The organism is Bifidobacterium samirii, from assembly GCF_003952945.1.
In the GTDB taxonomy this organism is placed as follows: Bacteria; Actinomycetota; Actinomycetes; order Actinomycetales; family Bifidobacteriaceae; genus Bifidobacterium; species Bifidobacterium samirii.
The window spans coordinates 1-23070 of sequence record NZ_QXGK01000013.1 but is presented as its reverse complement, the minus strand read 5'-3'; the positions used below and the strand labels follow the sequence as shown (position 1 = coordinate 23070).

The window sequence follows — 23070 nt, the reverse complement described above, 5'->3', positions numbered from 1 at the left end:
ACGGGTTCTTGATTGTTCCTGAATGGAGTACGATGCCGGGGCTCTGGTTTGCGTCGTGACCTGTATGAGTTGGGCGGTCCGCAAACAGGTTGCGACGCTGGGGACTTGGTTTGCGTCGCAACCTGTATGGGAATGGCCGTCCGTTAACCGATTGCGACGCTGCCACGCCGATTTGCGTCGCAATCCGTATGGATTGGGTTGTCCGTAAACGGATTGCGACGCAAAAACCGGACGCCTCAGTGCGCGTGATGGTCGTGGACCGAGTGCATCGCGTGGAACTTGGCGACCGCGCGCTGGGCCACGTCGTGCGACGAGCCGGCGCCGTCGCCCTTGACGCCGACGAGCACGAGCGTCAGCTGGATGAGGACCAGCACCGCGCTGATGCGCAGCGTCCATTCGATGCCGAAGATGTTGGCCGCGACCGCCGTGTCGGCGCCGCCGCCGAGCGCCGCCTGACGCAGGCGGGTGAGCGTCTCCATCGTGATGACGAGCACCGGCGCGCCGATCGCGCCCGCGATCTGCCGCACCGTGTTCGTCACCGCCGACCCGGCGGACACCTCGGACGGTTCCAGGCAGTTGAGCGACCAGGTGGTGATCGGCATGAGCACGAATCCCATGCCCACCTGGCGGATGAACTGGCAGATCGAGATCCACCAGATCCACGTGTCGGGGCCGATCAGGCTCATCATGACCGTGCCGGCCAGCAGCGTCGCCGACCCGACGATCGCGACCGGGCGCGCACCGAACCGGTCGAGCATCTTGCCGCCGCCGAACTGGGAGATGCACTGGCCGAACGCGCCGGGCAGCATGATCAGACCGCTCATCGTCGCCGAATACCCGCGGTCGTCCTGGATGTACAGCGGGATGATGACCATGATCGAACTGAACGCGAAGAAGCTCAGCGCCGCGCACACCGTGCCCACGGTGAAGCTGCGGTTGCGCAGCACGCCCAGATCGAGCAGCGGCGGCTGGAGCGAGCGGCGCTCCTTGAACGCGCGCGCCCCGCGCACCTGCCGCACCACGAACCATGCGATGCCGGCCGCACCCAGCAGCATCGCGCCCCAGACGAGCGGATGCGTCGGCGGATACGATTCGATGTTCGTGAAGCCGAACATCATGCCGCCGAAGCCGACGACCGACAGTCCCACCGAGAAGAAGTCGGCGCGCGCATGCGGATCGTTGACGCCGAAGTTGCGCAATCCGACCGCCGCGAGCACGATCGCGACGACGCCGATGACCGTCAGCGTCAGGAAGATCGACCGCCAGCCGTTCGCATCCGTCTGCCAGCCGCCGATCGTCGGGCCGATCGCCGGGGCGACGCTCATCGCCATGCCGACCGTGCCCATCGCCATGCCGCGGCGCGACAGCGGGTAGATCGAGAACACGGTGATCTGCAGCACCGGCCACATCACGCCTGTACCCACCGCCTCGAGCAGACGGCCGAGCAGCACCAATCCGAACGACGGACCCAGCCAGGCGAACAGGGAGCCGACCGTGAACACCAGCATCGACGAGATCACGATCTGCCGGGTCGAGAACCGGCGCGTCAGGAACGCGGTCAGCGGCACCATCACGCCCATGACCAGCTGGAACACCGACGTCAGCCACTGGCCCGTCGTCACCGACACCCCGAACTCGGCGACGATCGTCGGCAACGCGGCGCTCAGCTGCAATTGCGTGAAATTGCCCACGAACGTGATGAACGTGAGAATGGCGATGGATATGAACGCGGCATGGGTCAGATGCCCGTCGACATAGGCGTCGGCGCTGGTGAGCGTCCGTGTGCGACTCGTAGTGCGGCTCGTGATGCGAGCCGTATCGGGCGTACGCTGCGCGCCGCCCGCCCCCGCGGATGTCATCGGCGTCCTGCCTGCGTCCGGGCGTGAGCTGTTGCGTAGAGGCATGCGTCACTTCTTCCACGAAATAGGATCAAGACAGAGAAACAGACGCGACACAGCGTACAACGACCCCGGAAAAACACGACGCCCGGAAGCCGGACCCGCCGCCGGACAACGGCTGGACTCTGGGCTATAGTTGGAAAGGCGTGCCATGCCCCGGCGGCATGGATGCAGCAGAACGCCCACGCCAGCATGCCTGACGACGTGCATGACGGGCGATACGCACGACGGTGGATCGCACGACGGTCGGCACGAGGACGAGACGAGAGAGAAGGAAGGGTGGACCGGAGGCGCAATGACTGAACCGAATTCGCTTGCCTCACAGCCGACACGGCAACCGGGAAGGGCCGCATCATCGCAGCCCGGCAAGACCGGCAAGACCGCCAAGACCGGCCGGACCCGCAAATCCGGCAAGACCTCCGGCAACGGACGATCGGGCCGCACCACCGGCCTCACCCCGACTCTGCGCCAGATCGACGACATGCGCCAGGCCCAGGCATCCAGGGTCCTCTACTGGCGGTTCTTCGTCAATCTTGCGCTCATGCTCTGCGACATGGCCATGTTCGTCATCGGCATGACCGTCGTCCTCACCCTGCTCGGCGCCACCGGAACGCTCCCCTCCGAACGCTTCTCCGCCGACGTGAACCTCAACGCGTTTACCGTCATCTCCGCCATCGTGTGGGTGCTGTGCCTGCGCGGCGCCGGCCTCTACCACCGCCACGTCATGGGCGACGGCTACGAGGTCAACGCCAAACTCATCGACGGCGCCATCCGCAGCTGGATCTGCCTGTCGGCGCTCGCCTACGTGCTCGACCTGCGGCTGACGCTGGTCGGACTGACGTTGGGCGTCGCCGCGGGCCTGCTCCTTACGATCGCGGAGCGCGTGGTCTCGCGCATGGTCATCACCCGGCATCGCAGCCGCGGCGCCTACTCGTATGCGACGGTCGTGGTCGGCTCGCCGGAGGGCATCGCCAGGACGCTGCGGTTCCTGAGCCGCAAGCAGCAGCTCAACTACCGTCCCGTGGCGGTGTGCCCCATCCGTCTCGACAAGCGCACCGGACTCGTCGTCGCGGACGACGACGCGGACGCGCTGCGCCGCAGCGTCCTCGATCACTGGCCCGAGATGAGCGTCATCCGCTACGGCGACCGCGAACTCGCCGAGACGTTCGTCCGCCGCCAGATCCAGACCGTCATGGTCTCCGACGTCATGACCCGCTTCTCCGACAACTTCAACACGTTCTCGGTGCGCATGGAGACCCTCGGCCTCGAGATCGCGCTCATCGCCTCCGCCGCGGACGCGGCCGGCCACGAGACGCAGGTCCGTTCGCTGCACGGCACCACGATCCTCACGCTGCGCTTGTCGCAGTACGCGCCGACGGTGGCGTTCGCCAAGCGCGTGTTCGACCTGGTCGTCTCGGCGCTGGCGATCGTGTGCTCGCTGATCGTCACGCTGCCGGTCGCGATCGCGATCAAGCTGACCGACGGCGGTCCGGTGTTCTACACGCAGACGCGCATCGGCCGGCGCGGCAGGCCGTTCCAGATGATCAAGTTCCGTTCGATGGTCACGAACGCCGACGAGCTCAAGGCGAAGCTGGCGGCCGAGACGGGTCAAGAGGACCGGTTCATCTTCAAGATGAAGGACGATCCGCGCATCACGAAGGTCGGCAAGTTCATCCGCCGCTTCTCGATCGACGAGCTGCCGCAGTTCCTCAACGTGTTCAAGGGCGACATGTCGGTGGTGGGTCCGCGCCCGCCGCTGCCGGAGGAGTACGCCCGCTACAACCAGGTGTATGCGACCCGCATGCTCGTCAAGCCGGGCATCACCGGCCCGTGGCAGGTGTCGGGCCGTTCCGACCTGTCCGCGGAGGAGAGCGAGCAGCTCGACGTCGCGTATGTGCAGAACTGGTCGATCATCGGCGATGTGATCCTCATGTTCCGTACCGTCGGCGCGGTGCTCGGCCACAAGGGCGCGTACTGACGCTCCGATGACGTGCCGCCGGCGGGTCGAGGGCACGTCGGCGCGCCGCCGGCAGACGGATGGCCTGCCGCCGATCCGATGACGATGCCGGGCGCGTGTCGTTGCGCGACACGCCCGGTTTCCGCTTGATGGGGGCCGTCGTGCGCACCGGTTTCCCGCCGGTGCGCCCCGACGGTCCTTGTACAGGCGACCCCGTATCATGGCGATGGTTAACGTGAATGGACGGCGTCGCCGGCCGCATCCCGCCAACGCCCGCTGGAATCAGGGCTGGCCGGGGATGCCGGGCCGCACTCGGGCCGTCTGCCGGGCGGGCCGCGTCGCCGGAATTCCGCGGAGATTTTAAAGGAGCACCCGTGACAGTAGCCGACATTCTCGAGGCACTGAAGAAGCATCTGATCGTCGAGCTCGTCGTCCTGCTGGCGGCGCTGGCCGGCGGATTCCTCTACGTCAACCAGCAGACCCCCCAGTACACCGCGACCGCGCAGATGTTCGCCAGCTTCAACCGCAATCCGACCGAAGCGGGCACCGAAACCGATCTGGGCACGCCCTCGTACAGCGAGATCCAGTCGCAGAGCAGCTATGTGACGTCGCAGCTGGGCACGCTGCCCACGCTGGCGACCACGCCGGCCGTGCTGCAGCCGGTCATCGACGAGCTGAAGCTCGACACGACCGTGTCGGCGCTGGCCGGGTCGATCGGCATCTCCACGTCGTCCACGTACTTCGTGAACATCACCGCGACCAATACGGACCCGCAGACCGCGGCCGACATCGCGAACGCGGTGGGCCGCAGCCTCAAGGAGCAGCTGTCGTCCGACTCGTACTCGTCGGAGCGCACGTACGTGCTCAGCTACCTCAACCTGTCGGTGATCCGCGAGGCGTCCGTTCCCGGCTCGCCGAGCTCCCCGAACGTGAAGTCGTTCATGTTCAAGATGCTGCTCATCGGCGTCGTGGCGGCCGTGTTCGCCGGTCTGGTCGCCGAGATGCTCGACCAGCGTCTGCGTCAGATGGCCGACCTGCAGCGCATCGCGCAGTCGCCCACGCTGGGCATCATCGGCAAGGACAAGGCGTTCCAGGAGGGCGCCCCGGTGGTCGTGTCCGCGCCGTCGAGCCGCGCCGCCGAAAGCGTGCGCCGACTGGCGCTCAACCTCTCGTTCCTCGCCCCCGACCGCACCGACCGGTCGAACGTGATCGTCATCGCGTCGAGCGGTCCGAGCGAAGGCAAGACCACGATCGCCACGAATCTGGCGGCCGCGATGGCCGAGAACGGCGAGCGCGTGCTGCTGGTCGACACCGATCTGCGCAAGCCGTCCACCGCCAAGACGCTCGACATCGATGGCAAGGTGGGCCTGACCCACCTGCTGGCCGGCAAGGTCACGTTCGCGGACGCGGTGCAGCGGTACTGGAAGGAGAACTTCCACATCCTGCCGGCGGGCGAGCAGACCACGAACCCGAGCATCCTCATCAACTCGCGTGCCATGCAGGAGTTCCTCGAGCACGCGGCCGCGCACTACGACCATGTGATCATCGACACCACGCCGATGCGCGTCGCCAACGACGCCGCCGTGTTCGCCAAGGACGGCGCGCGTCTGCTCCTGGTCGCCAGCCAGGGCGTGACCTTCAAGCGCCAGCTGCGCGACGCCGTGCAGGAGTTCCGCATGATCGGCGTGGAACCGGTGGGCACCGTGTTCAACCAGGAGCAGGCCAAGAAGGCCAAGAACGGCTATTACTACTACTATTACTACGGCGAGGGCAAGCGTCGCCGCAGCGGCCGCGGCTCGCACAGCGGCTCGGCGCGCGCCGCGTCGGCCGTCCGCTCCGGCGAGGACCGCTGATGAAGCGTCGCGTGCTGATGATCCAGGAGGCGATGGGCGGCTGCGGCCGTCACGTCGCCGATCTGATCGCCGGACTCGATCCGGAGCGTTTCGACGTCACGCTCCTGTACGGCGCGACCCGCATGGACGACTACTACCGTGAGACGCTGCCGGCGCTCAGCCGTCGCGCCCGCGTGATCCCGTGCGCCGACCTGCGCCGCGACATCAGCCCGAGGCACGAGCTGCGCGCGCTGCTCCAGACGATGCGACTGATCCGCGAGGTGCGCCCGGACGTGGTGCACTGCCATAGCTCCAAGGCGGGCGCGATCGGACGTCTCGCCGTGGCGTTGTGCGGCCGCCGGTACGGGGTGAAACGGGTGTTCTACACGCCGCACGCCTACTCGTTCCAGGCTCCCGAGTTCTCCGGAAAGAAGCGCCTCGTGTTCACCCTGCTGGAACGCTGGCTGAGCCGGTGCGTCACCGATCTGACGTTCAACGTGTCCGAAGGGGAGCGGCGGGCCGCGCTCGACGCTGGTCTTGACGACCCGTCCAAGTTCGAGGTAATCTACAACGGCATCGCCGACGAGCCGGTCCCGTCGAAGGCCGAGGCGCGCGCGATGCTCGGTCTGGCATTGGCGGGATTGCCCGACGATGCGCCCATCGTGGGCGTCACCGCGCGTCTGGTCGACCAGAAGGATCCAATGACGTCCATCGCGATTGCGGCGCGCGTGATCGAACGACGTCCCGACGTGCACGTCGTGTACGTCGGCGACGGCCCGTACACGTCGCGTATGGAGGCGTACTGCCGTGAGCACGGCGTCGCCGACCGGGTGCACATCCTCGGCTACCGTGCCGACGCGGAGCGCGTCGTGTCCGCGTTCGACGTGTACCTGCTGACGTCCCTGTATGAGGGGATGCCGTATTCGCTGGTCGAGGCGCTGCGCGCCGGCGTGCCGATCGCGGCGACCGATACGACCGGCAACGACGAGGTCGTGGAGCCGGGCCGTAACGGCCTGCTGTTCCCGGTGGGCGACGTGGAGGCGGGCGCCGCGGCCGTGCTGCGGCTGCTGGACGATCCGATGCCGCGCGAGGCGGTCGTCGGCTCGTTCCGTGACCGGTTCACACTCGACCGCATGCTCGAGACCATCAGTGCGCATTACGAGGAGGCGGCCGCATGATCGCGATCAAACTCTGGTACCGGTTCACCGGCCTGCTGCTCAAGGCCGTGTACAAGGTGGTGTACGGCCGCCGCATGCGCTGGGGCAAGGCGTTCCACATGCGCCGCGGCTTCCAGGCGACCTGCGACAACGGCGGGCGCATCGAGATCGGCGACAACGTGTTCTTCAACAACGGCTGCGGCCTGCACGCGCGCCAGCTGATCTCGATTGGCAGCGAGACGATCTTCGGCGAGAACGTGCACGTGTACGACCACAACCACCGTTTCGCCGACCCGACCGTCGCGATCAAGGATCAGGGCTACACCGAGGCGCCGGTGCGTATCGGCCGCCACTGCTGGATCGGCTCCAACGTGACGATCCTCAAAGGCTCGACGATCGGCGACAACACCGTGATCGGCGCCGGCTGCGTCGTGTCCGGCGACATCCCCGCCGATTCGGTGGTGCGGATGGAGTCGTCGCTGCGCGTCGACCCGATCCGCCGCGCCGAGCCGGCCGTCGTAGCCGCCGTCGCATCCGCGCCGACGGTCGCCGCCGATGCGACGGCTGCCGCCGGTCATGATTCGGCCGGGGGAGCGGCGGCGCCGACGACCGCCGGCGCCGGCGACGCCCCGACCCGCGTGCTGGTGCTTGACACGGTGATGGACCGCGGTGGCGCCGAGACGATGATGATGAACTATCTGCGGCATATGGACCGCAGCAAGGTCACCTACGATTTCCTGGTGAACCGCGACTACCGTGCCGCGTACGAGGACGAGATCGAGGCGCTGGGCGGGCGCATCTACCGTATGTGCCCGATGTACCCGCAGTACTTCGGCCGGTACAAGAAGGAGTTCCGCGCGTTCCTCACCGCGCATCCGGAGTACCGGATCATCCACTCGAACCTGGAGGAGCGCAGCTATTTCGGCCTGCGCGAGGCGTCGAAGCTGGGCATTCCGGTGCGCATCGCGCACGCGCACAACCGTCCGGTGGGCTTCGACCTGAAGTCGATCTTCCGCGAATACTTCCGGCTGCGCCTGCCCAAGTACACGACGCACATGTTCGCGTGCGGCGAGGAGGCGGGCGACTGGCTGTTCGGCGAGAAGAACCGCTCGCGCGTGATCCAGCAGCGCAACGCGATCGACACGGGCCTCTACCGGTACGACGAATCCGTGCGCGCCCAGATGCGCGCCGAATTCGGCACGCCGGGGGAGGACACGTTCGTGCTCGGCCATGTGGGCCGCTTCTTCCCGCAGAAGAACCACACGTTCCTCATCGACATCTTCGCCGCGGTGCACCGCGCGCAGCCGAACAGCGAGCTGTGGCTCGTGGGCGGCGGTGAACTGAACGACGAGCTGAAGAACCAGATCCGCGCCAAGGTGCGCGAACTCGGCCTGCAGGATGCAGTCAGGTTCCTCGGCGTGCGCTCCGACGTGAACCGCATCATGCAGGGCATGGACGCGTTCGTGCTGCCGAGCCTGTTCGAGGGCCTGCCGGTGACGATGGTGGAGGCTCAGGCTGCCGGCCTGCCGTGCACCATCTCGGACCGCGTGCCCAGGCAGTGCGACATCACCGGCAACGTGCAGGTGGTCGCCTTGGACGCCGCCCCGGAGGAGTGGGCGCAGCGCATCCTCGATCAGGCCGCGCAGCCCGCGGTCGCGGACCGTGCGCAGGGGCCGGAACTGGTCACCCAGGCCGGCTTCGACATCACTGCGAACGCCGAGTGGCTCCAGCGCTTCTATCTGGACGAACTGGCGAAGGCCGAAGGACGGGATTCCGGCGCCGGTAAGGTGAGCGGCTGATGGTCTCTCTCGATTCGGCATACTCTCGTCCCGGCGGCATGACCCGACGCGAGCGTCGGGAACGCCGCCAGGCGATGGAACTGCGCAATAAGAATGCGCTGCTGGCGTTGATTTTTCCGGTGATGATCGCCGCCAAACTGATGGTTGCGTATATCCTGCCGGATAATTATTTCTACGACAACACTCGCATCCTGAAGATGACGAACTATACGTTGGGATTCACTCTCACTGAAACCACCCAGGAGTGGGAGGGCGACTATCGCACCGCGTCCGATCTGTTTGCGAAGCTCAATTTCGCCAATCTCACGACGATGCTCGACTGGTCCATCTGTCTGGGCATCATCGGCACTGCGCTGGTGCTGTTCATGGTATTGCGGGCGGACGCGCCGGATCTGCTGCAGTCCTTGTTCATTCTGGCTACGGTCGGTCTGCTCAATATCTACATCTTCAACATCGGCAAAGATATCATCCAGTTCGCGTTCTTCTTCGCCGTGTATCTGGTGCTCCTCATCCCGTTGCACAATTCACTGATCAAAGCGCTGGCGAGCGCTGGTATCCTCTACTACGAGAGCACGTTTTTCCGGGAATACTACATCCTCATCGCTGCGCTGATTCTTGCGGTGTATGTGGTGCTGGTGCTGTTCCGTAGACGGCAGCGTCTCGGTTTCGGGTCGATGATCGGCATTCTGGTCATCCTCTATGCGGGCATCTATGCGATGATGCTGATGGCACAGCGCATGATGCCGGATGAATACAACCAGATGATCGGATTGCGTTCTGGTTACAATACTGCTTTCGGTGAGAGTGCCGACTCCGCCACACTGATTCGCAACTGGATTCCCGGCGATGGCCTGCTGGTGTTCATGGCGAATTACGTGTTCAATGCGTTCCGTATGCTGATTCCGTTGGAACTGGCGTTGAAGGGCGCGTATTATCTGCCGTTCTTCGCGTTCCAGTGCATGATCACGTTCTACATGGTGAACCTCATCCGCCAGATCAACAACATCGACGATCCGAACCTGTTCATCGCGCTATGCGTGTATATCGGGTACGCGTTGGCATCCTTCATCTTCGAACCTGATTTCGGTTCGTGGACGAGGCATGAATCAGCCACGTTCCCGGTGCTACTGCTGCTGGTCTGCAACCGCTATCAGAAGATTCCATTGAGTCAGGAGGAGCGTATGCTGCAGGAGGTGCACATCCGATGACCGTTCAGGATCTCATCGCATCGGATTGCCACCGGTATGCCGGTGGCTCGTCCCGCTCCCGGATAGTGAAGCAGCGGTTCGTGCAGCTCGGGTTCCGATATTCGTCGCTGCTGCGCAAGGCTCAGGCCCACCGCAGTGGGCTGCCGTATTACTGGTATCGGTTCCGTCTACTTGGTCTGTCCAAGAAGAGCGGATTCCAGATCGGGTATGGCGCCAGCATCGATGCCGGACTGTTCATCGGCCATCGCGGTACGGTGATCGTGAACGGTGAGGCACGGCTGGGCAGCAACGTGAATCTTAGTCCGGGTGTGCTCATCGGCCAAGAGAACCGCGGCCGTCATGTCGGTGTACCCAAGCTGGGCAATCGGGTGTGGGTCGGCACGAATGCCGTCATCGTCGGCGGTATCCGTGTCGGTAACGACGTGCTGATCTCACCGAATTCGTACGTGAACTTCGATGTGCCCGACCACAGCATCGTCATCGGTAATCCTGCACGCATCATCCATCGTGACAATGCCACGGAAGGATACTGCCATAATCTCGTGCCGAATCTGGTGCCCGACGAGGAATATTCCGTCAAGGAAGGCGGCTCCCGATGACCACCCGTACCCCGCATATTGCGTTCTTCTCCGGTGACGTCACCCGTTCCGGAGGTACTGAAAACGTCTCCATCCTCATTGCTAATGCTTTGGTGCAGCGCCACGAGTATGAGATCTCGTTCGTCAGCCTGTTCGAGGAGGCTTCGGAACCGTTCTTCCGGATCGACGGCGCCATCGCCCGATATACGGTCTATGACAAGCCGACCCATGGCATCCAGCATTACTTCGACACGGTCGGCCGTCTGCGCAAGCTGGTGGAGTCCCGCCATATCGACGTGCTGGTCGACATCGACGGCATCCTCGACATGTATTCGCTGCCGCTCAAGCACAGGACGGGCGTGAAGGTCATCTCCTGGGAGCATTTCAACTACCATCAGAACCCCAGCGTGCCGTACCGCAAGCTCACCCGACGTTGGGCGGCCCACAAGGCGGACGCCATCGTCACGCTCACCGAAGCTGACCGGAAGCTCTACGAGGAGAACGCGCACCCGAAGTGTCCGGTCATCGCTATCCCGAACCCCATGCAGCGGATCACACCGGAATCGGTGTATGACGCGACATCGAAGACCATCATCAGCTCGGGGCGCCTGACCTACCAGAAGGGCTTCGACATGCTGGTGGACGTGGCCGCTCAGGTGCTGCCGCAGCATCCTGATTGGCAGTGGCTCATCCTCGGCGAAGGCGAGGACCGACCCATGCTGGAGGAGAAGATTGCCCGGGCCGGCATCGGCGGCCAGCTCATCCTCAAGGGACGCGTCGATGACATGGATGCGTATTACCGCAGCGCCGCCATGTTCGTCATGACCTCCCGCTTCGAGGGCCTACCCATGGTGTTGTTGGAAGCGAAAGCCTACAAGCTGCCCATCGTGAGTTTTGATTGCGAGACTGGTCCTTCTGAGATTATCCGGGAAAAGATAAATGGCGATCTCATTCCTGAAGGTGACCTTGGAAGCATGGCTGAGTCTATTGGTTCTCTGATTGAGAATACGGATAGACGTAGATCATATTCGGTGATGGCGCGTAAAGATACTGATTATTTCAGTAAGGAAGTGATTGTCGATTTGTGGATTTCTGTTCTTGGGAGTGACGTCTGATTATGTCTCAGAGAATCTCTAATTCAAGATACGATAAGCGTAACTCTAATGTGGAATTGCTGAGAATTTTTGCGATGTTCCTTATCGTACTGAATCATTTCCACTGGTCGGTTGATGCTATTGTTGCAGATAGTGGTGCATTTGAACGTTTTTCTCTGCTGAATACCGTAGGTTTACTATCTAATTTCGGTGGCGTTGGCGATGACCTCTTCTTCATGATTAGCGCCTGGTATATGTGCGGGGAGAGCGTCTCTATAAAGCGAAATCTTCGTCGATCTTGGTTACTGGAACGACAGTTGCTGTTTTACTCCATCGGTCTTTTCTTTGTGGAAACGTTGATGGAACTATGGTGCAATGGCATTTATTCAACAAGAGGCATAGTCAAGAGTGGTATTTTTTCGTTATTCCCATTTCTTTCTGGGCGCTGGTGGTACCCGACAAGCTATATAATTTTCCTGTTTATTCATCCATGGCTCAATGAAGGATTACGGAGCCTGGGAGAGATAAGGCATCGTAATCTCCTTATTATTTCGATTGCACTATGGGGATTTATTCCATATATTCAGTTGAATATGGGATATTCGGTGATGCTGTTTCTGTATTTGTATGTAATAACGGCATATATTCGTTGGTACTTACTTGAATCAATGACCCCGAAAATGGAAAACATCATGTTGTTCTATGGGCTGTTGCTGGGCATTGTAAGTAATTGTATCCTGCAGCTTTTCAAGCCAGATTCCATAGTGCAAGCAGGATGGATGAACAATCCAAGGTGTATCCCTTCTCTTATGGTTGCTTTAGGATTGGTCTTGAAGTGCTGTCGTAAGGAAGTTATGCATTCTCGCGTGATTAATGTTTGCGCTTCCGCAACTCTAGCTGCCTTTTTGCTTATTGGCTTTGGTTCAAATCTGCTAGAAGAATACGTATTCCCCGTTCTTCATGTAGGTGGTTTATCCAGACTTCTCATAGAATTCTGCCTTGCGGTGCTGTTCTTTGTTTTGGCTCTGGCTGTTGATATGGCCAGACAAGCGGTTTTTGCTATTACGATTGACAGAAACAAAGCCAAACTGTTTGATTGTGGCTGGAACTGCAGTATGCGTATCTATCATGTTCTAGCTGATTGGTTTATGAAAAATCGGAATTTATCCGCTATTAGTGAATGAGAGCGATATGAGTGGAAAAGTTGCACTGATTACCTACCACGCCGCACACAACAATGGATCGTTCCTGCAGGCGTTCGCCACGCAGCGTAAGATCCAACAGCTCGGCTACGAATGCGACATCATCGATTTCTCGACACCTCGTCAGCAGTACCTGTACGACGTGTACAAGAAGGTATCCGGGCCGAAGGATATCCTCAAGAACGCCTACGCGCTGCTGCATCACCGTCTGATTCAGCGCCGCCATGACGATTTCACGTCGCTGATCCGCTCGGCGCTGTCACTGACCCCGAAGTTCTACGAAGACCCGTCCGAAATGACCGATCTGGAAAGCCAGTACGACGTGTTCGTCTCCGGCAGCGACCAGATCTGGAACATGGACGCATGGGACTACAGCGACGCGTACTTCCTCTCGTTCGTGCACCACAAGCCCAAGGTGTCGTACGCCTCCAGCATGGGCGGCCACATCCTCGACAAGCAGGGGGACGCGGCGCTCGCGGACCGCTACCGCGCGCTGCTGGCGGACTACTCCGCGATCGCCGTGCGCGAGAAGACCGCGCAGACATATCTCAACGGCATCATCGACAAGCCGGTCACCCAGGTGATCGATCCGACGCTGCTGCTGGAACAGACCGACTACGACGACATCACAGCCCCCCGGCTGGTGAAGGAACCCTACATCTTCTACTATGCGATCGACTCGATCGAACTCAACGACAGCGCGGCCAAGGCCGTGCAGCAGTACTCCGAAGCGGTGGGTCTGCCGGTCTACGTGATGTTCACCGGCAACAAGTCCTACGGGCTGAAGAAGTACGGGTTCCACATGCTGGAGGTGGCCGCCCCGAACCACTACCTGAGCCTCATCAAGCACGCCGACCATGTGCTCACCGCATCGTTCCACGGCACGGCGTTCTCCATCCTGTTCGAGAAGCAGTTCCATGTGGTCCGAGGCAAGCACAACGGCAAGGTCAACATGGACGACCGTATGAGCTCGCTGCTGTCTACCTGCGGTCTGGACGACCAGAACCTCATCGAAGGGGAGCGATGGAGCGACAACATCATCGATTACGAGACGGTGCGTCTGAATCTGGACGTCGAGCGACGGCGTTGCACGGACTACCTGTCCGCGGCTCTGAACGGCTGATCTGGACGGAGTAAGGAGAAGACCATGAAGAACGTGCTGAAGCATCTGATTCCGGAACCGGCGATCGCCGCACTGCGCGGCATGGAAGCCGATCTGAAGCTGCGCCGCGAGACCGTGCACCAGATGAAGCGATTCCGACGCAACTACGCCCGACGCGGCTCCATGCGCCAGGCGCATCTGGAAACCCGTATCATCTTCTTCACGCATCAGATTGAGAAGGGCCTGAGCCACACCGATTTCCGATACGGCTTCGGCAAGGGCGTGCTCGCCCAGCTGTCCCCGCTTCTGGAATCGCTGCGCCGTATCGACACCGATATCGCCCATAATGACGTGTATCAGACGGCGATCTCCTCCCTGCACGAATACCGTGTGCGCCACGAAGCCGAGGACTATGATCTTTCGTATGCGAAGGCCATGTTCTCCGCTCAGGTCTGGGATGAGGCCGCGGCCACACAGGACCGTACCGGCGGTGATCTGGTGATTCGTGCCGCCGACAAGACGGATAATGCGAAGCTGACGTTCTCCGAACTGATGGAAGTCCGCCACTCGGTGCGCGAATTCGCGGATGCCCCCATCAGCGTGGACGAGATCATGCCGGCGGTGCGCACCGCCATGCGCACGCCGTCCGTCTGCAACCGCCAGCCCACGCGAGTCCATATCATCACGAACCCGGACCTCATCCGCAAGGCCATGCCGTTGCAGGGCGGATTCCGCGGCTATCCGCTCCCGCCGGCCCTCCTGCTCATCACCGGCGACAATCAGGCGATGATGAACCAGGACGAGCGCAACGAATGCTATACGGACGGCGGCCTGTTCGGCATGTCGCTGCTGCTGGCTCTGGAGGAACAGGGCATCGCCGCCTGCCCGCTCAACACGATGCTGCCGATGCAGCGTGACGAGGCCACGCGCTCGCTGCTGGGCATCCCCGATGGTGAGTTTCTGGTCATGTACATTGCCGTCGGGCATTTCGCCGAAGAGGTGAAGACCTGCAAGTCGCAGCGCTTCGACGCCGATACGATCGTGACGGTGCACTCATGAGCGGGGAGACACCGACGCAGAACCGGCCGTTGATCAGCGTCATCGTGCCGGTCTATAAGGTCGAACAGTATCTCGACGAGTGCGTGACGAGCATCGTCAACCAGACCTACCGCAACCTCGACATCATCCTCGTCGACGATGGCTCTCCGGACGACTGCCCGGCGATGTGCGACGCATGGGCCAGAAAGGACGCCCGCATCCAAGTGGTGCATAAGGCCAACGGAGGATTGTCCTCCGCGCGCAACGCCGGATTGGACGTGGCCCGAGGCTCGCGCATCGCGTTCGTGGACAGCGACGACTGGGTGGACGACACCATGCTTGCCACCATGAATGCCTGGATGGACGCGAGACCGCACGCGGACGTGGTCATGTGCGGCACGATCAAGCGTTTCGAGGACGGCCGCACTGACCACATCGATGCACAGGTGCCCGAACGGACGTTCACCAGCGATGAGGCATTGCATGATTTCCTATACCATCGCAACCGCATGGCCAGCGCGGTATGGAACAAACTGTTCGACGCAAGACTGTTCGACCAGGAAGGCGGCATCCGCTTCCCCGAAGGGCTGAACAGCGAGGACTACTACCTGCTCGCCCACATATACCGTGTGATGCGAGGACTCTACTTCAACCCGCAAGGGCTCTACCAGTACCGTATCCGCGAAGACTCCATCACCACCGCACGCGTGAACGCCCACAGCCTCGACAAGGCCATCGGCGCTGAGGAATACTGCGACTATCTGGAACGCAACGGGTACGCAGACCGGGAGGCGCTCGCCTACGGGCGGATGCAAGGCTGGTATGATGTGCTATACGACATTCTAGGGAAGGATGCCGATGCTGCGATGATCCGACGGTGCCGTATCTCGTTGTCAAAACACGTGAAACTGGTCTTGGGAGATAGGTCTTTGCCTCTAAGCCGTAAGATTAAAATAATGCTGTTGTCGGTATCTCCGAGGATATATTATTGGATTTCCAAGAGGAATCTGTCTTGACTAGTATGAAGATCATGACGTAAAACCATGAATACCATTCTTAATGGTGATGGGGAGTTGATTATGAGGACCTGCGCATTTATCTTACCTTATTACGGGCGGTTCCCGCAGTATTTTCCGGTGTTTTTACAGTCCTGCGCCGCTAATAAAGAGTTTGACTGGCTTATTTTCACTGATGATCATACTGAATACGAGTATCCATCGAATGTACATGTGCATTATGAAACCTTCGGTGATATGCAGAGAAGAGTTCGTGAGGCATTTGAATTCCATCCGAATCTTCGCACTCCGTACAAATTGTGTGATTTGAAACCGATGTACGGATATCTGTTTGAATCATATCTTCAGGATTATCGTTTTTGGGGACACTGTGATTGTGATGTAATATTTGGTGACCTTTCTCGATTCATTACTGATGAGATGCTGTCTCGTTACGACAAGATATTTCCTTTGGGTCATTTATCCTTGTATCGTAATACAAACGAGAACAATCGTCGCTTCATGTTGCCACTGGACGGTAAGTTGCTTTATCGTCAGGTGTTGGAATCTGAATCTATTTTCACATTCGATGAAAGTTATCTTCCTACTAATGTGAATCGTATCTATCAACAAAACGGATTCCCGATTTACATGACAGATTTGTCAGGGAATGTGAATGTGCGTAGCCTGACTTTTGCGGTGAGTCGATATGATGAAGGTTTAGGGGCGTATCTTACCGAAAAGCCAGTACATGCAGTATATATATGGGATAATGGTAAACTTCTCCGATATTGGCGTAAATTTAAACGTCTTGAAATGAATGAATTAATGTATATGCATTTTCAAAGGCGTAGGATGCGTCTGGAAGAAGGGGTAATCAGATCGAAGCGCTTCAAGATTATGCCTGGATCGTTCGAGGAACTTGAAGTAGATGAGATTACCTCAGAGAATTTTGAATCGATTCGCTGGAAACGTTCTCAAGACCTTCGCTATCATAAGAAGAGTCTATTACGCGGCGACATCAGATTTTGGAAGAAAAAGATTATCGCAAGACTGAGTAGAAAAGGATAGACACAATGCAGGAGAACAATACTCTTCGCAATGGCATTACCGTTGTCACTGCATTCTTCCCTATTGGAAGAACGGATTGGGAGACGTTTACTCGTTCGGATGACACTTATTTCAATTATTTCGAACGATGGGCGCGACTGCATAATGATCTGATTGTTTTTACGATTCCTCAATATGCGGAACGCGTGGAACAAATTCGTCAGAATCTGGGAAGGACTAATACGATAGTTCATGCTGTTGAAGACTATCGAAAGATCGACAAAGAACTGCTTGAACGTATGACTCAAGTTTGTCGAACATACGCACCATTCAGCATGTTCCCGGATAAGCCGGAACCTTCGAAACCATATTATAATTATGTTATTGCTCTGAAATATTGGTGCATGAAGGAAGCTGCGAAGGAAGCATGTACCGATAAACTCGCGTGGATTGATTTTGGATTTGACCATGGTGGCGTAGATTACAAGAATCTAGATGATTATGATTTCGAATGGAACTATCCATTCGAAAAGCCTGTAACTTTCTTCCAAAATCATGAACTCGGTGATGATCCGATTTTCGAAATCGTTCGTCGGACTGATACATATTTTCAGGGGAAATTTATTTGTTACACGAATTTTGCAGAAGAATTCTATCAAGACATTCGGTCACACTACATTAGTCTGATCCGTTGTGGCCTCGTTGATGACGATCAGACTCCGCCTATTATGTGCGTTCGTGAGCGTCCTGATATCTACCATTGTCTTCCGAGTGGTTGGTTTTCCATGCTGTATGACTATTCTGATGTCAAACAGCCTAAGCATACTCCTGAAATGGAACCGGAATTCCTGAAAGTTGGTATTGTTCTCCGTCTAGCTTGGGCAAAACGTTGTCTGAAAACGTTGTGGCGCGAATTTAAATACCAGGTGAAGCGTTATCCTCTGTGATTGAATAAGAAGGCTTTGAAATGTCTACTTCTGCATCCCGTGATATGAGATTCGATTGGCTCCGTGTTGCGGGCATGATGTTGATTATCGCGTGCCATTTCATTTCTAATATTGGCTGGAACCTTGAGTCCACCGATGATCCTTGGATCGGTGGACTCAGTATGGCGGCTGACCAATTACTAGGGCAAGTAGGGTCCTGCTTTTTCTTTCTGATTACAGGATATTTTTTGGTAGCCAAGCAATTCAACGTTCGTCGCATCGTCAACGTGATATTGCAGACGTTCCTGTATTCTCTCTTGTTCCTAGTTTTGCAGTTAGTGCTGCTGTGGGTTCATCCCACCCCAGGCGTGAAAGCCATATTCTCGAGCGAACAACTTCCCATCACTCTTTATAGCGCTTTACTACCGGTGTTCAATGGGGCTTACTGGTTCATCACTGCATATGTGTTGCTTTTATTGGTGTCTCCATATCTGAATCGGATGCTAGCATCAGATGCTGAATCGTTGAGATTTATAGCTTTCTTACTAGGTATCAGTATAATGGGTCTGTTTTCGATGACTCAGTTGTTCTGGAATAACTGGTGTTATGCCATTACCGGATATCTTTTAGGAGGTTGGATTCGCCTTTATGGAAAAGATTCCATCTTCTGCCACAGCCTACGTTGGCCATATGTAGGTGTAGCTACCCTTGCTGCCTATTGTTTATTGGTTGTATTCGATTTCTGTGCGATGAATTTGGGCCTCATAGGCTGGCTGCAATCGGATGCACGATATATTACCGGCATGATTCCCGCACTGTCCATCGGAGTGGCATCTCTGGTGTTTATCTTGGTTACCCGATCTCGAATGGATTTTTTAAATCGTACGAGTTTGAGTAACAGTGGAAAATTGATCAGTTCCACGGTTTTTGGTGTCTATCTTATCCATAATAATCCTTATGTTCGTCCAAATCTGTGGGAAGCTATAACCGAAATGCTTCCGGAACCTAGTTCTTTTGTTTTTGGAATCTGTTTAGGGTTGCTTGTTGTAATCGTACTTTTTGCGATATGTGCTATCTTCGCGTATATATATGATACTTTTTTTGTAGAGCCTCTACAAAATTTTTTGTGGAAAATATTTTAAGGTTTGGAACCTTCTTGTCAAAGGTTCCAAACCTTAAAATTAGTCAAAGATTATATGGAACAATTTGCTGCGAATTTGATCGATTCCGATGCATACGATGCAAATCACTACGCTAATAAGAAGCATTGTAATAATAGGGATTGGAGTGTTATTCATCAGATGCAATGGGAATAATCTTTCCCATAGAATTTTTTGTGCTTCAGGAGTATCTGTAATAAGATATATCGCAAGTGAGGACGCTGCGAATCTATTGATAGGAGGCCAGAAATGTGGTGTTGCTTCTGTTAAGGCTATGACTACAGAAAGTGAAATAATAATAACAGGCAAACTATAATAATCTTGCAAGTGTAACCATAGTCGCTCCAACATCGAATTGAATGGTTGGATATTCGCCATGTTGGCTATATAAGATATCATCAGGAGCAATCCTGATGCGATTGGGAGCAAACTCAGCTTATACATTTTACGGGGGGGGGTAATGATGTCTTTATACCAACGACAATAGCAAGTGGCAACAGTAATGATGACTACGCCCATTACGTTAGAGAAATCCGATAATGCTGAGTCATATATATAAGGGAAAAATTGAATTAATCCAAAAAAACTCAGCAATACAAGCGTTAGTATCCGATGCTCTAATTCATTCAAAGCTTTCAATCCAGTACACAGAAAAGGAAGGAGGAAGATGAGGAGCATATAGGCGCAGACGAACCACCATTCGCCGGTGATTACTGGAAAAAATCGTGTGATGAACATTTTTGGCCAGAATGTGTCAAGAATGAACGAATAGATCAAATAGCATGAAATGCTATAGAATAATACTTCGCGCTCCAACACTTGCATACGATGCAGTGTGCTTTGAATTGTTTGAGATCGATCCGAAAGAAACCAGACGGTAATAATCAGGAATATACATACTGCAATTTTTCCGAAAAGAATGTTTGCGAAATCTAATATGATACGGCTCGAGCCATTAACTGTATCAAGAGAATCAATGTTGTGTGCTACAAAATGATGCATAACTATCGCAAGCATCGAGACAAGCCGTAGCATTTCAATATTGGAGTTGCGCTTTTGAGTCATTTTCTGTATAAAGTAATAATCATGTTTTACGAAAAGGTTGTATTTGTCATTCCCCATAATCGGGCGACAAATACAACCTTCTCAGGCGTGAATCTTGTTAATGCTTAAATCGGAATTGCTCTTGCACTTGCTTTGTAGACATTTTGGCGAGTTTCTGAGCAATGGTACGGCTCTCTAGCTGACGCTTCCGCTGGACGCTCTCCGCATCCTTCTTCCAAGCCATCTTGGCGCTGCCCCGCTCTTTATGTAGAACTTTGTACTCAGGGCAGTACATCTCCCTCATCCCTGTCTTCTGGCAGAGGATGGAGAGACAGTCTTCTTCATAGTACAAGAACGTACCAGGGTAAAAGCCATCGTATTCTTTGAAGAAATTTTCAGTGAACAGGAGCGCTGCTCCATGTAACGTTTCGCTATTGGGATTGAGTATACGCGGGGCGTTATCATGCTGAATCACTGCTTTTTTGACAGTGCTAACAATGGGTTTGCTTGTAATGTACTTATTCTTAAACCCGCCAAGAGTGGTATAAATATCTCGTAAAATAGTGAAACCAGAACGAACAGTTACATTGCGCGGAGTTGAATTTTGGCCTTCATTATTCTCCGTTCGGAATCCAACAATGCCGACATTGTCAGGAACTGTAAGATGCTCGAGTTTCATCGCAAGATTCTCATCCGTCAGCACGATGTCACTATTAAGAACTAAAATTCGATCGATACCTTGACTGCGCAATGCGGAGATTCCGACATTATTACCTTTGGCGAAACCAAGATTCTCGGAATTAGCGATAAACTCAACGTCTGAAAGAGGTCTGCAGAACGTTGCAAGTTCTTTCGATGATTCATTCGTGGAGCCATTGTCCACGACAACGGTCTTTATATCTGCTCCACGCTGCCGCATAACCGATTCCACACACTCGATGGTGCATGAATAGTTAAGATAGTTGAGAACTACGACTCCTAATGTCAACGGTACTCCTTAATCGCATAAATTATACATACTGTTAATTATAATACTAAATTATGAGTGATGGATTGGGAGAAAACGCCCACATATCTCGAGAATTAATTGATCTCGAATAATTAGTAGTGTGCCTCCATAGCCGAGCGAAAAGCCAAGTCCCAAACAAACTATCTGTGGGAGGACCGTTACGTTTGGGACAACGTTAAGCCAAATAAAACCAGCTATGACTAGTCCGATTAGGCTTGCAAAAAGTATCTTAGGGAGATCCAGCATCGCGATGATACTGCGCATCCGTGACCGCAGGAGCCAAGCTCGAATAACGAAGGTTCCAATTTCTGCGCAGATATTTCCTAGAGCTGCGCCGTTGGCTCCGAACACGGGGATCAGAGTAAGGTTGACCGCTAGCGCGATGAATAGCCCCATGAATGTTGCCGCAGACGCTTGTTTTTCTTTACTGTCAGCTACCAGTGTCTGCTGGAGGATAGCATTGACTGCGGCGAAGGGCAGCGCCGTAACCGCAATCGCCAGAGGGACTGCTGAAGCTGTGAACTGAGCGCCGCCGATAATGAGGACAAGTTGTGGAGCACAGATAATGCCTAATAAAGTTGCTGCTGTACTGATAATCAGCGAAAAATGAAGGAATCGTCCAAAGAGACTGTCAGCATTTTTGGCTTTACCATTGGCGTAATAATATGAAAGGCGAGGAAGTAGTACTCCGCCCAAGGAATTAATACAGGTGAGCAGCAGTGTCTTAATCTTGACGGCAAGCTGATAGATGCCTACAATTGCATTGCTGCTCATAAGGCCTAAGATTAACGTGTCAATTTGCAAATATACGCCAGAAGAAATGCTAATGACGATAAATGAGAACATTGGTTTAAAATGACGCCGTATGTTCAGTGAGTCAGTGTTTTTCAATGAAATGAATCGATGAAGACGTATAAAATTCAGAATATTTGAACCATAGCTGGCGATGACCGTAATCAATGCATAGATTCTATAATCTTCGGTATTATGCACGAATATGAGCATAAGTGCAAGACCAAGAAATTTGAAAGCGATGTTCCTTACGGTTATATATCCATATTGTTCTATCGCTTGATAGAACCATTCAACGCCAAAAGAAGACAGTATGATCATGGCACTGCAGATAATCATCAAAGGCTTGTCCTGTGATAAACGAGGTATCGCAAACAAGCAAATGAGAAAGATTCCATACATGATGGAAGATGACGTCATAAGAATGCATAGAAGCTCTTTGACTAGCGTACTGAGTCGTTTCGAATCGTCGCGCACTTTTGCGCATTCTCGGATGCCATATTGAGGTATACCAAGTAATGCAATCGTGGCAAAGTAGCCTCCGATGCTTTGCCCGAATGCTACTGCGCCGGTGCCTGTTGGGGAAAGAACACGTGAGACATAAGGGACAGTAATCAAAGGAAAAATGAATGCGGATGACGTGAGAATCATGTTCATCAGTACATTGAATTTTACCGATCTGATTTTCGGCTTTTGCTCATTTGATTGACTGTTAGCGGGCATCTTATTCCTATAAAACTAATTTTATATACCATATGTCAGCTTCGTTTATACCAGAGATTGGTATATCTATCATGTTGCTGACTGTTTCCTCTGTTATATCCAGAGGCGTATTCAAAAGTGAGATTATACCATAGGGGGTGATAATTTTGGAGGCTTCTGCTGTTTTGTGGTTTAGATAGTCGATTCTGCAGTTAAAAGTCGCGTCCATCATATCTGGGCACGACGAGCAAGTCGGGATGATCGATACGATAGAAACGCTAGACTACATGGGCTGCGCGATGTGTCGACATACGTAGATGCTACTCTATTCTTGGTACTCGATGAAAACGGATTTCCGGACATGTTGTGGCTTAGCCCGAGTGCTCTCAGATTTGAACGTATCGAGGTGCCTCATTTGAAAATGAGCGCGTAATCCGGAGTGGTGCCTCACCTGTGGTGAGCGTGAAATCCTAGTCCGCGTCGGCTTGTGGGGTTTCGTCGTCTTCCGGTTCGACGCCCGCGATCCG

At 55.6% G+C, this 23070-nt stretch carries 18 protein-coding genes; 14 read left to right on the top strand and 4 right to left on the bottom strand.

Annotated features, from left to right (window positions below; genetic code table 11):
- Positions 1–236 precede the first annotated feature (236 nt).
- Positions 237–1859, bottom strand: a complete 1623-nt coding sequence (locus tag D2E24_RS06890) for an MDR family MFS transporter (protein WP_125968642.1) — start codon at positions 1857–1859, stop codon at positions 237–239.
- A 334-nt stretch (positions 1860–2193) separates the two neighbouring features.
- Here D2E24_RS06890 and D2E24_RS06880 point away from each other — a divergent pair, with 334 nt between their 5' ends.
- The 14 genes from D2E24_RS06880 to D2E24_RS06815 all read left to right on the top strand — a co-directional run bounded on the left by D2E24_RS06880 (position 2194) and on the right by D2E24_RS06815 (position 18978).
- The gene (locus D2E24_RS06880) at positions 2194–3876 is read left to right on the top strand and encodes a sugar transferase (RefSeq protein WP_338142207.1); all 1683 of its coding nucleotides are present in this window, start codon (positions 2194–2196) and stop codon (positions 3874–3876) included.
- A gap of 353 nt (positions 3877–4229) precedes the next feature.
- A complete protein-coding gene (locus D2E24_RS06875) occupies positions 4230–5708 on the top strand; it encodes a tyrosine-protein kinase domain-containing protein (RefSeq protein WP_164521049.1) in 1479 nt (492 codons plus the stop codon).
- A complete protein-coding gene (locus D2E24_RS06870; protein ID WP_125968606.1) occupies positions 5708–6865 on the top strand; it encodes a glycosyltransferase family 4 protein in 1158 nt (385 codons plus the stop codon). Before D2E24_RS06875 ends, D2E24_RS06870 begins: the two co-directional genes overlap by 1 nt.
- Entirely contained in the window at positions 6862–8643 is a 1782-nt protein-coding gene (locus tag D2E24_RS10620; protein WP_125968605.1) for a glycosyltransferase, read from the top strand. The genes D2E24_RS06870 and D2E24_RS10620 overlap by 4 nt, the downstream gene beginning before the upstream one ends.
- Positions 8643–9851, top strand: coding sequence for a hypothetical protein (locus D2E24_RS06860; RefSeq protein WP_241222901.1), 1209 nt, complete (start codon positions 8643–8645; stop codon positions 9849–9851). The genes D2E24_RS10620 and D2E24_RS06860 overlap by 1 nt, the downstream gene beginning before the upstream one ends.
- The gene (locus D2E24_RS06855; RefSeq protein WP_125968604.1) at positions 9848–10450 is read left to right on the top strand and encodes a serine acetyltransferase; all 603 of its coding nucleotides are present in this window, start codon (positions 9848–9850) and stop codon (positions 10448–10450) included. Before D2E24_RS06860 ends, D2E24_RS06855 begins: the two co-directional genes overlap by 4 nt.
- Complete coding sequence (locus tag D2E24_RS06850) at positions 10447–11544, top strand: glycosyltransferase family 4 protein (RefSeq protein ID WP_125968603.1); 1098 nt, start codon at positions 10447–10449, stop codon at positions 11542–11544. Before D2E24_RS06855 ends, D2E24_RS06850 begins: the two co-directional genes overlap by 4 nt.
- 2 nt (positions 11545–11546) lie before the next feature.
- Positions 11547–12707, top strand: a complete 1161-nt coding sequence (locus tag D2E24_RS06845; RefSeq protein ID WP_338142206.1) for an acyltransferase family protein — start codon at positions 11547–11549, stop codon at positions 12705–12707.
- A 7-nt stretch (positions 12708–12714) separates the two neighbouring features.
- Complete coding sequence (locus D2E24_RS06840) at positions 12715–13848, top strand: polysaccharide pyruvyl transferase family protein (protein WP_125968601.1); 1134 nt, start codon at positions 12715–12717, stop codon at positions 13846–13848.
- Positions 13849–13872: 24 nt separating this feature from the next.
- Positions 13873–14886 (top strand): nitroreductase family protein, encoded by a 1014-nt coding sequence (locus D2E24_RS06835; protein WP_125968600.1) that lies wholly within the window; start codon positions 13873–13875, stop codon positions 14884–14886.
- Positions 14883–15881: a glycosyltransferase family 2 protein gene (locus D2E24_RS06830; RefSeq protein WP_125968599.1), complete on the top strand. Its 999-nt coding sequence runs from the start codon at positions 14883–14885 to the stop codon at positions 15879–15881. Before D2E24_RS06835 ends, D2E24_RS06830 begins: the two co-directional genes overlap by 4 nt.
- A 27-nt stretch (positions 15882–15908) precedes the next feature.
- Positions 15909–16931, top strand: coding sequence for a DUF6625 family protein (locus D2E24_RS06825; protein WP_241222900.1), 1023 nt, complete (start codon positions 15909–15911; stop codon positions 16929–16931).
- 5 nt (positions 16932–16936) lie between these two features.
- The gene (locus D2E24_RS06820; RefSeq protein ID WP_125968598.1) at positions 16937–17857 is read left to right on the top strand and encodes a WlaTC/HtrL family glycosyltransferase; all 921 of its coding nucleotides are present in this window, start codon (positions 16937–16939) and stop codon (positions 17855–17857) included.
- A 20-nt stretch (positions 17858–17877) separates the two neighbouring features.
- Entirely contained in the window at positions 17878–18978 is a 1101-nt protein-coding gene (locus tag D2E24_RS06815; protein WP_125968597.1) for an acyltransferase family protein, read from the top strand.
- Between the two features lie 39 nt (positions 18979–19017).
- Here the strand turns inward: D2E24_RS06815 and D2E24_RS06810 are convergent, their stop codons facing one another.
- The 3 genes from D2E24_RS06810 to D2E24_RS06800 form a co-directional block, all read right to left on the bottom strand.
- Entirely contained in the window at positions 19018–20061 is a 1044-nt protein-coding gene (locus D2E24_RS06810) for an acyltransferase family protein (protein WP_164521048.1), read from the bottom strand.
- 97 nt (positions 20062–20158) lie between these two features.
- On the bottom strand, positions 20159–21028 hold the full coding sequence (locus D2E24_RS06805) for a glycosyltransferase (RefSeq protein WP_125968595.1): 870 nt from the start codon (positions 21026–21028) through the stop codon (positions 20159–20161).
- Between the two features lie 51 nt (positions 21029–21079).
- Positions 21080–22564 carry a flippase gene (locus tag D2E24_RS06800; protein WP_125968594.1) on the bottom strand — a complete coding sequence of 495 codons (1485 nt, stop codon included), beginning with the start codon at positions 22562–22564 and terminating at the stop codon, positions 21080–21082.
- Between the last annotated feature and the right edge of the window lie 506 nt (positions 22565–23070).

Coding starts and splice junctions, on each gene's coding strand:
- D2E24_RS06890 (WP_125968642.1), bottom strand. CDS start 1,859: ATGACATCCGCGGGGGCGGGCGGCGCGCAGCGTACGCCCGATACGGCT.
- D2E24_RS06880 (WP_338142207.1), top strand. CDS start 2,194: ATGACTGAACCGAATTCGCTTGCCTCACAGCCGACACGGCAACCGGGA.
- D2E24_RS06870 (WP_125968606.1), top strand. CDS start 5,708: ATGAAGCGTCGCGTGCTGATGATCCAGGAGGCGATGGGCGGCTGCGGC.
- D2E24_RS10620 (WP_125968605.1), top strand. CDS start 6,862: ATGATCGCGATCAAACTCTGGTACCGGTTCACCGGCCTGCTGCTCAAG.
- D2E24_RS06860 (WP_241222901.1), top strand. CDS start 8,643: ATGGTCTCTCTCGATTCGGCATACTCTCGTCCCGGCGGCATGACCCGA.
- D2E24_RS06855 (WP_125968604.1), top strand. CDS start 9,848: ATGACCGTTCAGGATCTCATCGCATCGGATTGCCACCGGTATGCCGGT.
- D2E24_RS06850 (WP_125968603.1), top strand. CDS start 10,447: ATGACCACCCGTACCCCGCATATTGCGTTCTTCTCCGGTGACGTCACC.
- D2E24_RS06845 (WP_338142206.1), top strand. CDS start 11,547: ATGTCTCAGAGAATCTCTAATTCAAGATACGATAAGCGTAACTCTAAT.
- D2E24_RS06840 (WP_125968601.1), top strand. CDS start 12,715: ATGAGTGGAAAAGTTGCACTGATTACCTACCACGCCGCACACAACAAT.
- D2E24_RS06835 (WP_125968600.1), top strand. CDS start 13,873: ATGAAGAACGTGCTGAAGCATCTGATTCCGGAACCGGCGATCGCCGCA.
- D2E24_RS06830 (WP_125968599.1), top strand. CDS start 14,883: ATGAGCGGGGAGACACCGACGCAGAACCGGCCGTTGATCAGCGTCATC.
- D2E24_RS06825 (WP_241222900.1), top strand. CDS start 15,909: ATGAATACCATTCTTAATGGTGATGGGGAGTTGATTATGAGGACCTGC.
- D2E24_RS06820 (WP_125968598.1), top strand. CDS start 16,937: ATGCAGGAGAACAATACTCTTCGCAATGGCATTACCGTTGTCACTGCA.
- D2E24_RS06815 (WP_125968597.1), top strand. CDS start 17,878: ATGTCTACTTCTGCATCCCGTGATATGAGATTCGATTGGCTCCGTGTT.
- D2E24_RS06810 (WP_164521048.1), bottom strand. CDS start 20,061: ATGACTCAAAAGCGCAACTCCAATATTGAAATGCTACGGCTTGTCTCG.
- D2E24_RS06800 (WP_125968594.1), bottom strand. CDS start 22,564: ATGCCCGCTAACAGTCAATCAAATGAGCAAAAGCCGAAAATCAGATCG.